The sequence below is a fragment of the Stutzerimonas stutzeri genome (genome assembly GCF_024448895.1).
Lineage (GTDB): Bacteria > Pseudomonadota > Gammaproteobacteria > Pseudomonadales > Pseudomonadaceae > Stutzerimonas > Stutzerimonas stutzeri_Q.
This window is the reverse complement of the sequence record NZ_JAMOIC010000002.1, coordinates 119,598-134,430: the sequence shown is the minus strand read 5'-3', so window position 1 is coordinate 134,430 and position 14,833 is coordinate 119,598. Positions and strand designations below refer to the sequence as shown.

The 14,833-nt window shown below is 59.8% G+C and carries 9 protein-coding genes; 8 read left to right on the top strand and 1 reads right to left on the bottom strand.

From position 1 onward, the window contains the following. The first annotated feature begins 103 nt into the window (after positions 1-103). The 8 genes from mscK (at position 104) to NA619_RS02855 (ending at position 13,591) form a co-directional block, all read left to right on the top strand. Positions 104-3,409: a mechanosensitive channel MscK gene (gene mscK / locus NA619_RS02890; protein WP_255959752.1), complete on the top strand. Its 3,306-nt coding sequence runs from the start codon at positions 104-106 to the stop codon at positions 3,407-3,409. Positions 3,410-3,488: 79 nt separating this feature from the next. Next, positions 3,489-4,949 carry a protein adenylyltransferase SelO gene (gene selO, locus NA619_RS02885; protein WP_255959750.1) on the top strand — a complete coding sequence of 487 codons (1,461 nt, stop codon included), beginning with the start codon at positions 3,489-3,491 and terminating at the stop codon, positions 4,947-4,949. A gap of 281 nt (positions 4,950-5,230) precedes the next feature. Continuing rightward, positions 5,231-5,749 carry an Hcp family type VI secretion system effector gene (locus NA619_RS02880; RefSeq protein WP_003284174.1) on the top strand — a complete coding sequence of 173 codons (519 nt, stop codon included), beginning with the start codon at positions 5,231-5,233 and terminating at the stop codon, positions 5,747-5,749. Between the two features lie 189 nt (positions 5,750-5,938). Further along, positions 5,939-8,044 (top strand): type VI secretion system tip protein TssI/VgrG, encoded by a 2,106-nt coding sequence (gene tssI, locus NA619_RS02875; RefSeq protein WP_255959748.1) that lies wholly within the window; start codon positions 5,939-5,941, stop codon positions 8,042-8,044. After that, positions 8,041-11,337 carry a hypothetical protein gene (locus NA619_RS02870; RefSeq protein ID WP_255959746.1) on the top strand — a complete coding sequence of 1,099 codons (3,297 nt, stop codon included), beginning with the start codon at positions 8,041-8,043 and terminating at the stop codon, positions 11,335-11,337. The genes tssI and NA619_RS02870 overlap by 4 nt, the downstream gene beginning before the upstream one ends. A gap of 545 nt (positions 11,338-11,882) precedes the next feature. Further along, a complete protein-coding gene (locus NA619_RS25120) occupies positions 11,883-12,539 on the top strand; it encodes a hypothetical protein (RefSeq protein ID WP_336605441.1) in 657 nt (218 codons plus the stop codon). 22 nt (positions 12,540-12,561) lie between these two features. Then, the gene (locus tag NA619_RS02860; RefSeq protein WP_255959742.1) at positions 12,562-12,915 is read left to right on the top strand and encodes a hypothetical protein; all 354 of its coding nucleotides are present in this window, start codon (positions 12,562-12,564) and stop codon (positions 12,913-12,915) included. Positions 12,916-12,979: 64 nt separating this feature from the next. Beyond that, positions 12,980-13,591, top strand: a complete 612-nt coding sequence (locus tag NA619_RS02855) for a hypothetical protein (RefSeq protein WP_255959740.1) — start codon at positions 12,980-12,982, stop codon at positions 13,589-13,591. A 200-nt stretch (positions 13,592-13,791) separates the two neighbouring features. On the opposite strand, the gene NA619_RS02850 is transcribed toward NA619_RS02855, so the two are convergent. Next, positions 13,792-14,508 (bottom strand): UTRA domain-containing protein, encoded by a 717-nt coding sequence (locus NA619_RS02850; RefSeq protein WP_255959738.1) that lies wholly within the window; start codon positions 14,506-14,508, stop codon positions 13,792-13,794. Between the last annotated feature and the right edge of the window lie 325 nt (positions 14,509-14,833).

The following is a 14,833-nucleotide window of genomic DNA, read 5'->3' as shown; positions in this document are numbered from 1 at the left end:
GCCCGACCACGCGCGGACTGCTGCAACAGTTCCGATCTACGGACTCGCCTCGCCCTGACGCAGCCCTTAGACTCCGCACTCTTTTTCACCATTCGATGCAGCCATGGCTTTCTTTCGCACCCTACTCCTGGCGACTCTGCTCGCGGTCACTCCTACGGCGATTTTTGCCCAATCCGTTCCCGGCCTGCCAAGCGGCCAACCAGCCGAGGAGGAAGCCGCCAAACTTGCTCAGCCGAGCGCCGACGAACGTCGCCAAGCCCTTGCCGAACGTGCCGCCGCAGCGCAGAAGCGCCTTACCGAGCTCAAGACGGAGCTGTCCAATGCGCCCAAGGAAATCGCCGAATCCCAGCGCGAACTGAGCAAGCTCAAGGGCAGCGACGACAGCGATATGGCGCAGAAGCTGGCTGCGATGAAAGTGCCGGCGCTCGAGCAGCGCCTGGATGCACGCGTGGAAGAAATGTCCACCTGGCAGACGGCACTGACAGCCGCCAACAGCATGATCATCAGCGCGCAGACACGCCCCGAGCGTGCGCAGGCTGACATCAGCAAGTCTCAGACGCGCATCGATGAAATCAACACCCTGCTCAAGGCCGGACGGGAAGCCGGCAAACCACTGAGCGATGAGCGTCGGGAAGTACTCAACGCTGAAAAAGCCACACTCAACGCTCAGATCGAACTGCGTCGCAACGAACTGGCCGGCAACAGCCTGCTGCAGGATCTGGGCGTTGCCCGCCGAGATCTGCTTTCCGAGCGCATTGCCCGTGCCGAACGGGAAACCATGGCGCTGCAAACGGCGATCAACAACAAGCGCCGGGAGGAATCGGAACAGACTGTTGCGCAGTTCTCGCTCAAGGCCGAAAAAGCCGGCTCCGATAAGTTGCTCCCGGCTGAAAGCGAGGAGAACCGCAAGCTCTCTGGCTATCTGCTACGCGCCACCGAACGGCTCAACGACCTGACTCAGCAAAACCTGCAGACACGCCAGCAGCTCGACACGCTCAATCAGGCCGACCAGGCACTGGAAGAACAAATCGCAGTGCTGGAAGGCAGCCTGCTGCTTTCGAAGATTCTCTATCAGCAAAAGCAGGCATTGCCGCAGCTGAGCCTGGACAAAAACCTGGCCGATGATATTGCCGATATCCGGCTCTATCAGTTCGAGCTGAACCAGCGACGTGAGACGTCCGGTAATGTCGAGGACTATGTCGAGCAGCAACTGGCCAGCCAGCCGGTCGGCGAAGTGACCCCTGAACTGCGCAGCGCCCTTACCGAGCTGATACGCACCCGCAGTGAGCTGCTCGACCGGCTCAACCACTCCCTCAATGCCCTGCTGAGCGAATCCATCACGCTGCAGCTTAACCAGCGTCAGCTGCAGACCAAGGCCCAGGCACTGAGCGAAACACTCGACGAGCAGATGTTCTGGATTCCCAGCAACAAACCGCTCGATCTGGACTGGTTCAAGAGCGTACCAACCCTTCTCGATCGTCAGATCAAAGCCATGCCCTGGCGCTCGGTTTTCGACGCGCTGGGCGCCGGCCTGCTAGAACGCCCGCTGTTCTTCGTACCGCTGCTGCTGTTGATCGGTCTGCTGCTCTGGCGCCGCAAAGCGATCGACGCCAAGCTCGACTCGCTCAGTAGCGAAATTGGCCATTTCCGCAAGGACAGCCAGCTGCATACCCCGCTGGCACTGCTGCTCAATTTCCTGCTGGCACTGCCCGGCGCGCTGTTCCTGGCGCTTTGCGGCTACGTCCTGCAGATGGACGGGCGCGGGCAGAACATCAGCCTCGGCGCGTCGTTCTATCAGATGGCTCAAGCCTGGCTGGTGTTCTACAGCGCCTACCGCATGCTTTCACCGAACCGCGTCGCGGAGACGCACTTCGGCTGGTTCCGCCCGCAGGTCATGTTCCTGCGTAACGAAATCCGCCGCCTCGGTTTGGTGGTCATGGCCTTGGTCGCCGTGGTGGCCATCGCCGAGCATCAGCCAGGCAGCCTGGTCGATGATGTCATCGGCATCGTCGTGGTGCTGGTCTGCTTTGCATTAATGAGTTGGCGACTCACGCGTCTGCTGCTCAAGGGCCCGTCGAGCCAAAACGCCCCGCCGGTTCGCCGCTTCATCGGCTTGCTGTTCAGCGTATTGCCGCTGGCGCTGATTGTGGTGGTGGGCTTCGGCTACTACTACACGGCGCTGAAACTGACCGGGCGACTGATCGATACGCTGTACCTGCTGCTCGCCTGGATCGTCATCGAGGCGACGCTGATCCGTGGACTGACCGTCGCTGCCAGACGTCTTGCCTATCAGCGGGCGCTGGCCAAGCGCGAATCGCAGGTCGATGAATCCACGGATACCAGCGAGTCCACCGGGGCAGCAGGGCTGGACATCGAGCAGGTCAACCAGCAATCCCTGCGACTGACTCGCATGGCCATGTTCGGCCTGTTCTTTGCCGTGCTCTACTGGGTCTGGGCCGATCTGATAAGCGTGGTTTCTTATCTCGATAACGTGGTGCTCTACGAGTTCGTCAGCGGCACCGGAGAGACCGCGACTACCAACCCGATCACCCTGAACAACCTGCTTGGCGCGTTGCTGATCATCGCCATTACCGTAGCACTGGCGCGCAACCTTCCCGGCCTACTGGAAGTGCTGGTGCTATCGAAAATGCGTCTGGCGCAAGGCAGTGCCTATGCCACAACGACATTGCTGTCCTACCTGCTGGCGGGCATCGGCATCGTCTCTACGCTGTCGACCCTTGGGGTCAGCTGGGACAAATTGCAGTGGCTGGTCGCGGCGCTCTCGGTCGGTCTGGGTTTCGGCATGCAGGAGATCTTCGCCAACTTCATTTCCGGTCTGATCATTCTCTTCGAACGTCCGGTACGGATTGGCGACGTGGTGACCATTGGCAACCTTTCAGGCACGGTCAGCCGAATCCGCATTCGCGCCACCACCATCACCGACTTCGACCGCAAGGACATAATCGTTCCGAACAAGACCTTCATTACCGGTCAGCTGGTTAACTGGTCGCTGAGCGACACCGTCACGCGAGTGACGATCAAGGTTGGAGTGGCCTACGGTTCGGACCTTGATCTGGTCAAGACGCTGCTCTACAAGGCCGCCCAGGACAATCCTCGAGTGTTGAAGGATCCAGAGCCACTGGTGCTTTTCCTCACTTTTGGTGAAAGCACCCTCGATCACGAACTGCGCATCCACGTGCGCGACCTGGGCGACCGCAACCCGGCGACCGACGAGATCAACCGGTTCATCGACCGCGAATTCGCCAAGGCGGGTATCAACATCGCATTCCGTCAGGTTGACGTGTTCCTGAAGAACCTCGACGGCAAGCTGCTGCAGTTGGGTGCCGCGCCGCGGCTGAATCAGCCCAGCGACAAGCCGGACACGCCGCCGACCGAGAGCCAGTCCTGAGGAACGTCACAGGCATCGCGGCCTCCAAACCTTGAGTGCGTCCGCAACCGGGCGCCAATCTGCCATTGCCGGAGCCGCTGTGAAGACGCTTACCGAGCTGCATTTCGACAACCGCTTCGCCCGACTCGGCGACGTGTTTTCCACCGAGGTGACGCCACAGCCGCTGGAGCAACCGCGCCTAGTCGTCGCCAGCGAGGCCGCCATGGCCTTGCTCGATCTCGATCCGTCGGTAATGGAGGAAACGCTGTTCACCGAGCTGTTCTCCGGCCACAAGCTCTGGAGCACTGCTGAGCCACGGGCAATGGTCTATTCCGGACATCAGTTCGGCAGCTACAACCCGCAACTCGGTGATGGCCGCGGCCTCCTGCTTGGTGAAGTAGTCAACGACGCCAGTGAGCACTGGGACCTGCACCTCAAGGGCGCCGGCATGACGCCCTACTCACGCATGGGCGATGGCCGCGCCGTATTGCGCTCGTCGATACGCGAATTCCTTGCCAGCGAACACCTGCATGCGCTGGGCATTCCAAGCTCCCGCGCGCTTTGCGTGACCGGCTCGGATACGCCGGTCTACCGCGAGCGGCAGGAGCGCGGCGCAATGCTGCTGCGCCTCGCTCCCAGCCATGTGCGCTTCGGCCATTTCGAGTTCTTCTACTACACCAAGCAGCACGATGAGCTGAAGCGATTGCTCGATCATGTCGTCGAGTCCCATTTCGCCGAGTGCCTGGAGCATCCGGAGCCCTACCACTCCTTCTTCCGCGAGGTGCTGGAGCGTACCGCTGAGATGGTGGCTCGCTGGCAAGCCTATGGCTTCTGCCACGGAGTCATGAACACCGACAACATGTCGATTCTGGGCATTACCTTCGACTTCGGCCCTTACGCCTTTCTCGACGACTTCGATGCACGATTCATCTGCAATCACTCCGACCATGCCGGCCGCTATTCCTACGAGAATCAGGTACCGATTGCCCACTGGAACCTCGCCGCACTGGCTCAGGCGCTGACGCCCTTCATCGCAATCGAGCAATTGCGCGAAACGATGGACCTGTTCCTGCCAATCTACGAAGCGGCATGGCTCGACCTGATGCGCAAGCGGCTGGGCCTTCAGACGGGCGAAGAAGACGACAAAGACATGGTGCAGCGGCTCCTGCAGCTGATGCAGAGCAGCGCAATCGACTACACGCGCTTCTTCCGCGAGCTTGGCGACAGCCCGGCGGAGCAAGCAGTAGCGCGCCTTCGCGAGGACTTCGTCGACATCAAGGCTTTCGATGAATGGGCAACAGGTTATTGCCAGCGTAGCGAGCGCGAAACTCAAGACCAGTCACAGCGACAGGCACGTATGCGCGCCGCCAACCCGAAATACATCCTGCGCAATTACCTGGCGCAGCGGGCCATCGAAGCTGCCGAAGCGGGTGACTACGGTCCCGTGCGCGAACTGCATGCGGTACTCAGCCATCCCTTCGACGAACAACCGGGCATGGAGCAGTACGCCGAGCGCCCACCAGAATGGGGCAAGCATCTGGAAATCAGCTGCTCGTCCTGAGCAGCGGCCCTGTGCAGATTACTGCGCAGCAGACCGCTTGATTGCGCAAGATAGGCAGGCGCAAGGCCGGTAGCCACTGGGCTGGCGCGCACATGCGCCAAATCTTGCGCAACCGCCGGCAGATAGTTGCTCAGCTAAATGTGCGTCTGCCCTCAGAGCGATCCAATCGCGCCAGCGGATTAACGATAAGCTATTGATATTTATATTTTTTTATAAACTGGCACGACGCTTGTACTTGTAATTGCGCCATTCCGGCAATCAACAAGGCAAGGAGAGCGTTCATGCCAACACCCGCGTATCTGTCCCTCGAAGGCACCAAGCAAGGCCTGATCACCGCAGGCACTTTCACCGAGGACTCGGTCGGCAATATTTTCCAGGAAGGACACGAAGACCAGATCCTGGTGCAGGCTTTCCAGCACCAGGTCATCATCCCGCGCGACCCGCAGTCGGGGCAGCCAACCGGCCAGCGCGTTCACAAGCCGCTGATGATCACCAAGGTGTTCGACAAATCGTCGCCACTGATCTTCAACGCCCTGACCTCCGGCGAGCGCCTGAACAAGTGCCGCCTGGAGTGGTACCGCACCTCTTCAACCGGCACCCAGGAACACTACTACACCATCGAACTGGAAGATGCGGTGATCGTGGACGTGCAGTCGCGCATGCCTAACTGCCAAGACCCGAACATGTCTCACTTCACCCATTTGGAAGACGTGTACTTCACCTATCGCAAGATCGTCTGGACCCACGAAGTCTCCGGCACTTCCGGCTCCGATGACTGGCGCACCCCGATCGCCGGCTAAGGCGATGACCGCAAGAGGCATCGGCCGGGCAGTGTCCGGCCGATGCCTTTTTTGCGAAGCAGTAGCAGAATTCGAAACCGCGGCTTGGCAATGCGCGACTCAGCGCAACGCCATGCCGCCGGTGCGTGGTAAATCAAGGCCCCGCACGCGCCCTGGCGCGCACCATGGACGGATCCAGGAGGAACAAGGATGTTCGCCCCCGCCAATCAGCCCCATTTTTCCCTGCACATCGAAGGCGTTGCACACGACTTTCAGGTGCTCGAATTCAGTGGCCACGAAGCCATTAGCCAGCCTTACCGCTTCGAGCTTGAACTGGTCAGCGAACGTCCAGACATGGAGCTGGAAAGTCTGCTGCAACGCAGCGTATTCCTGGCGTTCAATGATGAAGGCTCTGGCATTCATGGCCAGGTCTATCGCGCTGCACAGGGCGAATCCGGCAAACGCCTGACGCGTTACCACCTGATTGTCGTCCCGCAGCTTGCCTATCTGGCGCACCGAACGAACCAGCGCATATTCCAGCATCTTTCGGTACAGCAGATCATCACTCGAGTACTCGACGATCACGGCATTCTCGCCGGCCACGGCCACCGCTTCGATCTCGGCCCGGTGGTCTACCCCGAGCGAGACTACTGCGTTCAGTACGATGAGACCGACCTGCACTTCATTCAGCGCCTATGCGCAGAAGAAGGCATTCATTACCACTTTCAGCACAGCCAATCCGGCCACGTGCTCGTATTCGGCGATGACCAGACGGTGTTTTCGACACTTGACCCGGTTGGCTATCAGCAGGATAGCGGTCTGGTTGCCGATCAACCCGTGATCAAGCGGTTCGGTGTGCGCATTGAAACTCGCACCGGGCGCGTCACCCGCCGCGATTACGACTTCCAGAATCCGCGCCTGACCATGGAAGGCGCAGCCAATGGCGACGCCAAACCCGACCTCGAAGACTACGACTACCCCGGGCGTTTCGCTGACCGCGCACGCGGTAAACACCTCGCCCGCCGCACCCTGGAAAGGCACCGCCATGATTTCGAGCTGGCCGAAGGTGAGAGCGACCAACCGCTGTTGCTCAGCGGGCATTTTTTGCCCCTGACCGATCACCCCCGCGACGACTGGAACCAGCTGTGGCTGCTCACCGCGGTGAGCCATGAAGGCAAGCAGCCGCAGGTGCTGGAGGAGTCAGTCACCAATTCTCGTGAGCCAGCAGAGCAGGACGACCAATTTACCCAAGGCTACCGCAACCGGTTCACCGCCACGCCCTGGGCTGTACCATTCCGCCCATCACTCGACCACCCCAAGTCGCGCATTCTTGGCAGCCAAAGCGCCGTCGTCACCGGCCCTGCCGGCGAAGAGATCCACTGCGACGAGTACGGTCGCGTGAAAGTACAGTTTTTCTGGGACCGCGAAGGTAAAGCCGATGAGCACACCAGCTGCTGGCTGCGCGTTTCATCCAGCTGGGCTGGTGACCGCTATGGCGGCATTGCGATTCCCCGCGTCGGCATGGAAGTGCTGGTCACTTTCCTGGAAGGAGACCCCGACCAGCCACTGATCACCGGCTGCCTGTACCACAAGGAAAACGCCGTCCCCTACGACCTGCCGGCCAACAAGACCCGCAGCGTCTTCAAGACCCTGAGCAGCCCGGGCGGTGGCGGCTATAACGAACTGCGCATCGAAGACCGCAAGGGCGCCGAACAGATCTACGTCCACGCCCAGCGCGACTGGGACGAGAACATCGAGCACGACCAGAAGATCCGCGTCGGCCACGAACGTCACGACACCGTTGAGTCCAACAGCTACAGCGAATTCCGCGCTGAAGAACACCGCACCACCCACGCCGACCGCCGCAGCGAAGTCAAAGCAGACGACCACCTGACCGTTGGCAACAACCAGCACATGAAAATCGGCACCGGCCAGTTCGTCGAAGCCGGCAACGAAATCCACCTCTCCAGCGGCCTTAAAGTCGTCCTCGAAGCGGGCAGTGAGCTGACCTTCAAGGCTGCCGGCAGCTTTATCAAGCTCGATGCCAGCGGCATCACCATGGTCGGGCCGCTGATCAGAATGAACTCGGGTGGCGCACCGTGCAGTGGCTCTGGGGCCGCGCCAACCTCACCAGTATTGCCCATACCAGCGGATACGGCGCCGGTAGGCGAGAAAACCGGCACAGCCAATCTGAACCAGTTGTCAGCCCCAAAGGAAAAAGCGGCGAAGGGGCCGCAGCAATTGATCGTAGATGTCTGGGGCGACCCAGAGCAAGGTGGGCAAGTTGAACTGCGCGACCCGGAGGGCGATGCATGAGCGCATTGAAGGATCAGCCTATCGAGCAAGGTGTTCGCAAGCGAACCCAATATGATGATGCTCAGCGTAAGCGGCTCGTGCTGAATATCGAGCGGAGGGATGGTGGCAAGCTTTCTCTGCCCATCGCTGTGGATATGCGCAGCCACGAGGAAGAAGAGAACATCCAACAGAACACCTTCCTGGCCATCATGCCGCTTGCCAGGTTGCCAGGCCATAACGCATATAACGAAGTGCCTCGAGGAGCGCTGCCGCGTCCTGGCCGTATCTATGTATTTCAGAATGGCAAGCTTTGGCGCGAGGTTTTAACCGACGGCAAAGGCAATATGGAGGATGTCGATCTTGCCCATTGGCGCAAGCGGGCCGATGGCGGAGCTGCTGCCGATGACCGGCCATCGGTCGGCAAGCAGCAGCAAGTGGTACTGATCCCAATCCTTGTGCAGGGCCAATCCGTCGCTAACGACTATCTGATGGCATACAGCGAGAAGCCCTGGACTTGGGAATATATTCGCTGGCTCGAGGCAGATCAGAGTCGTGTCAAGCGGCGTGCTCATCTCGTAGCGTTCGCCTGGTCGGCGGCCGTCGTGGGGGCCAGCCAATGGCGGCCAACGCAGGCCATGCCGGCTGTGGTGATCAGCGCTCAGAACGATGGTTTCCGAGCTCGGGACTTCAGCATCGAAAGCCTGCTGAACGATCCAGCCCTGTTCACTCCCAGCCTCAGCAGCATCCCCTCGAACGAAATGAGCAGCCGCATGCAGCTACGCCTGGAAGAGCTGGCGGCCGCGACCCAGGCGCCACCTCCACAGCCACTGCCAACCGCGGAAGCCGGCACGGATGTACTGGCCGAGCACAATATGCGTGCTTATCCGAAACTGGTGGGCTTGCTGCTCGATGACCCGCTGTTCGCACTCCGGCATACCTGTGCCCAGGCGCGCCTGGCGGAGTCCTACCTGTTTACTCTCAATGCTCTGGTGCCGCATCGCAGCAATGGTCTATATGCCCATGCGCTGTACAGTGCAGTCATGCAGAACCCAAGCAGCCCTCTGGGTAAATTCAAGAAACACCTGCATCTCGAACAATTGCAGGACACGGTCTTCGATGGCGAACGCAAACTGGCCCGTGATCGCCTCACGGCACAACTTCAACACCTGCTCAGCCTGTTATCGGACGAGCCATTGGCGGCGAGCTTATTGGACTGGCAGTACACCCAAGACGAACGCCTGCTGGAACCCTATCAGCTGTTGAGCGATATCTTCACCACCCTGGGCAAACTACCCGAACAGATCGACGCCCTGTCACAGGCCAGCACCCTCGGCACGCTGCAAAAGCGCATCATGCAACTGAGCGAAAAGCTCCTGAGCGGCCAGCATCCGCTAACCCGGCCCTTCCTGGCACAACAGGATGACAGCCTGCCCGACGCAGTGCAGCGACTTGTCGCCTTGTCCACTAACCCACGCGAACCGGCTCCGCAGAACCTGGGCATGAACAGCCTGCTGCATCTCGCCAGTATCGATCCGCAAGACACGGACAAGGGACTGGTCTACAAGAACCTGCACGCGCTGATCGGCGACTTCATGGACACCTTCTCCGTCGCCGTGCTGACCCAGGTGCAACGCCTGAATGCTGCCGAAGTGACGGTGGCCATCCAGTTCAACCGCCTGTTCGGGCCAACGCTCGGCGTGCTTGACAGGCTGTCCCCTAGCTGGCACGGCGTGCAATTGGTAACCGAGTCCCAGGCAACGAACCTGAGGATCATCGGCATCCAGGGTGAAGGACTGAGAAACGGTCTGACCGCCTCGGAGCGCTTGGCCCTGACGCGCAAGAACTATCTGTTCGCCAATATCACCAATGCTGACAAGCAGGTCGTAGCGTCCACCAGCCCTCGCCAGGTGGCGCAGGGGCTGCCCAAGCATGGCCCAGGTGTCATTTTCGCGGCGCCCGCCGATCACCCGGAGGTGGTCAAATACAGCATCTGGAGGCATGCCGTCGCCAGCAAGCTGGACACTGCAGCACAGTCACCCTCCCTGCCCGTGGTTGCTGTGGCCTGCGCTCTGTATAACCTGAGCGCGCAGACCGAGGGGATGAGGGCTTTGAAAAGTGAAGCGGGAGATGGCGAAGATCGCTACCGCGCTGGATACCTCTCCGCCGCCGCTGATCTTGTGGTTGCTTCAGGAAACCTGTCCAAATTTATCCTTGGTGGTGAAAGTCAACTCGTAACTGCTCTGAATAAACCTCGCTTCGACGTCTCCAAACTCTCCAGCCGCTGGGCCGTAAATCTGGCCGAGCAAACGGGCAGCCCGCGATTACCGGTGTTGCGTGCGCTTTCGGGAGCGGCCATGCTTTTTACGACAGCAATTACCGTCTGGGATGCCAAGCGCGCCTGGCACCAAGGTGACCGCGATGCCGCCTTGGCCTATGGCGTGGCAGCAGCAGGCGGAGCAGCCTGGACGGCCTACGCCTTGGGCATGTGCATCAACCCGGTGGTGCTGGTGGCGGGTGCGGTGCTATTTATCGGCGGCAGCATCGCCGCCGGCTGGCTGGTCGACAGCGATATCGAAGCATTGCTGAAGAACGGGCCATTCGGCAGGGATCATGGCCAGACCAGCCTGCTGGACAAGGCATTCGGTGACGACCAGCGCTTTGCCCATCTCAGCGACCCGAACATTGCCTACCAGCAACTGCTCGGTATTCTCGGCAGGCCCATGATCCAGGCCAGCCGCCTGGGTGACTGGCTCGACCAGGCACCACCTGGCGTACGCTCTGGTCTCGGTGCTCTCAACAGGCAACGCGCGCCCCTTAACAATGCCCTGGAATGCCGCCTTACAGCGGCGCAGCCCTTCGAGCGCGACGACTGGGTCGTACGCATGCATTCGCCACTGCTGGGCATGTTCGATACTCAACATTTTCAGTTCTACGCCCGGGAAGAAGTGGCAGTGCTGCCCTTCACCGGAGTCTTCAACGTAGAACGTCCAGAACGCCGGCCTATCGACGACGCCAAACTGGCGGCGTACCCGCTCGACAATACTTCGGTGCTTTACATTCTGCCCAAGCAGTTCCCCGTGATAACGCAAACCCCACTGCAACGCCAGGCCCAGCGGGTCACCCAACGCCTCAAGGTCTTCGGCCAGTTCCGCCTGGCCAAGCAGACAGGCCACAGCGACGAACTGATACTGCCACAACCCAGCCCCAAAACCTGGCAACCTTATCAACCGGCCTTTGCCTTGCCGCCAAAGCCGGACGCTCAAGCGGGCGAAGCGCTTTACTGGCAGATCGAAACCCCGGAATTCAAGGTATGACGACAGATATATAAGGCCCCGCAGCCTATCGTGGTAGTGCGCTGCCTGCACTACCGCCACCGATTCGCGACAAGCAGGGGCTGTTCGATACCGACCTGAAGTGGGGGCACTACGCCAATCTGGATTCGATAGCCGAGATCGAAGGCCAGTTGATAAGCGAAGCCCATCTGGCCTATGAGCGACAAGCAAAGGAGAAACGTAAACAACAGATTTACTGCGATGCTGAGCGCTGGAGCTTTGAGAACAGCAGCAAGTTTTTACACTTTCTATTTCTATCTAAATTAATGTGTGTGTTTTTTTTCTTCTTACCATGGACGCTCAAGCTAGCACGTGTTTTTGATAGCGATTTCCTAATAACAACATCCGGCCTTGTCATAATGATATTGAGTCTAATTGTTTACGGCTCTTCAAGACCTTGGGCAGCTTATGTCTTGGGATCATTATTAGGACTAATAACTGCCGGAACCATTGCCTGGGATCAAGGCACACTCTGGGGATACTGGGGTGAACAAACCGCCTTCTGGTTTGGCGCCATTCTGCTATTTATGGCCGTTATCGGCGTCGACCTGCTGATCGGCCTCTATTCCCTGATCTACAGACACGACGGCAGCGGCTTCAACCGACGCGATGGCATGCTGCGTATCGGCAGGCGCTTCCGTTCTCCCTTCGTCGCACCCTTCTACGAATTCGATCCCGTGATGCAATTGCAGATCACCCCCCATGGTGGGCATGACTATGTGCTCTGGCTGCATCATCGCTATACCGACAACAAGGTCTGCCTGGGCATGAAGATGCACAGTCTGGGCCTCGACAAGGCCAACCTGTATGCCTTCTGGGACACCCTGCAGCGCTATATGGATGTCGAGCAACCGCTGCCAGACCTGCCCGTGCTGGAACAAAGCCGCCACCTCGACCCCGTTACCGCCGCCCACGATGCCGCCAGCGGCCGCCCAGAACGCTACTGGCGTGACCGCACCCTCGAAGGCTGGAAACGCAGCTCCGCCCCCCGAAACCTGAGAGAGAAACTGGCCAGTCACCCGTGGCAGCAACAACCCTGCACCCTGCGCGCCAGGATCGACCCTGAGCTCGGCATCGCAAGCTACTACCGTAGCCAGGAGGCCAAGGGCATTGACGCTACCCCCAAGGGTGATGACTTCGATAACACCCATCGACATGAAGCCAGTGCTGAACAGCAAGGCTGAAAGGCACCCCGGAATTCAAGGTATGACGACAGATATATACGGCCCCGCAGCCTATCGTGGTAGTGCGCTGCCTGCACTACCGCCACCGATTCGCGACAAGCAGGGGCTGTTCGACACCGCCCTGAAGTGGGGGCACTACGCCAATCACCTGCTGGCCTGCGAGATGTTGAACGCTATGAGCACGCGCTGGCAACGGGGGCGAAAAAGCGCCAAGCATACGAACTTCGGGATTACCACCAGATCATCGATCACGAGCGTTATCGTCATGCGTCACTCTCCAAACCTAGCCTGTTCTGGTTTTATCTATGGGGAGGGGGCGCTTTGTTTTTTGGGTGACGTTGATTTTTTCTCCTATAGGCTGGCTAGCCCTGGCTGACGCAGATCCCGAAGGGTTCACAAAAGGATTAGTAAATATTGTTTTAGAGACAGCACCTTGGTTTTTGGGAGTTCCTCTCGCCTGCTGGGCCATAGGCGCTCTAGTCGTTCACAAGTTTACCAATTGGGTCGTTCGCCCTTCCAAAGGCCCGCTGTGGGAGTTCAACCGCCGCACAGGCATGGTCACGATCTTCGATTACGACAATATGGGCGAGTACAAACGCAGCGGCACCATCGGTGAGTTCACCTACCCCTTTCATGAGTTCGATGCCTATATCAGCAGTGCCCCTGACCGCCAGGGGCTGATCTGGCATCAACTGCATCTGGTGCATCTGGTGCATCTGGTGCATCGCTATCACGATCTGGCCATCGACCTCAGGCCCATCGCGCTCAAGGACTCCAGCATGGCGCCGCACTTCGCCGCCTGGGATTTTCTGCAGAACTACATGGACATCAGCCGCCCCCTGCCGGATATCCCGCTGTTCGAGCAGCACCGCGCCCAGGACCCGGTGACCGCAGAACATGATCGCCGTACTGGCCGCCTCGAGCGCTACTGGCGCGCTATGGACGATGCAACCTGGGAAGCGCAATTGACGCAGAACCTGGGCCGGGTCAACGCCTACGACATCACTGGCCGCCTTAACCTGATGGCTCGGCATGTGCAATATGCCGACTGACCTGTGACATCCGCGAAAAAACCCAAAGAACGCACTCATGACTGCCTACTGCAGCGCAAGCGCCGGCCTACGGCGCCACTGGCCATCAATCTAATGGGCGGGCATGCTTCACCGCCCAAGCGCGCCGTAGCAGGTGAGGCAGGTCATGTCCGCACATAGTTGGACAGACATCTAGCGCAACAGCTCTAACTCATGCAGCCCTACTCCGGCACCTCCACACACACATGAATCGCATCATGCCGCCAATACTCTACGTCGCACTCGATGATTCGCTCGTGCTGGTCACGATTAAGGCGGGTGATGCGCAGGGCTGGGCTGCCGGGGGTGATGCGCAGGGTGGTGGCGGCTTCGGGGTGGAGGGCGGTGGGGACCATGTCGAAGCGGACGCGGCCGTAGTGAATGCCGTACTCACTGGAGTAAAGCTCGGTCAGTGAGCGAGTGAGGTCGTATTCCAGAATTCCGGGGAAATAGCCTGGGTTCAGGTAATGCTCGACGTAGAGCACCAGGCGCCCGTCGATGCGGCGGGCGCGGCGGATCTGGATCACGCTGGACAGGGCCGGCAGTGCCAGCCGCGAGCAGATGTCAGCCGAGGCGGGCAGCAACTTTGCCGACAATACCTCGGTCGCGGGCAACCGGCCCTGCTCACTGACCATGGCATGAAAGTGACTGCGCACCAGCGGGTTGTAGAGCAGCCTGGGCGGCGACACGAACCAGCCGCGGCGATCCTCTCGGTAGATCATGCCGAGGGACTCCAGCTGGCCGAGCGCCTCGCGCAGCGTGATCCGCGTGGTGTCGAACAGCTCGCTGAGCTTTCGCTCGGATGGCAGCTGACCGCCAGGCGATAACAGGCCGTGACCGATCTGTTCCTGCAGCGACCGGCAGATTGCCGTCACCGTTCGCGGTGCCTCGTCACGCATCAAATACTCTCCAACTGGACTAGTCCAGCACCGGAACGGCGCGTGTGCTCCCGCCAGTTCCCACTCGAAACCGCCAGTAGCCTAGGTAATCCAGATGAAACCTGCATGACAGAGAATGGGCTCAGCTCGGTTCTGGCTGACTGCACATGCGATGCCAGCGCATCGACAGAAAGTGTCAAGCCCAGACCAGGCAAGGTTTTCAGCCTGAGCTAGGCTTGCTAGGTCCTCTCCGGTCGCGGTGTCGTCCTGCCGGGCGGCGGCGGAGGCAACGACATCAAACTGTCATTTTCACCCCCTAGATTGGCTTGCGTCTTGCTGATCTAGA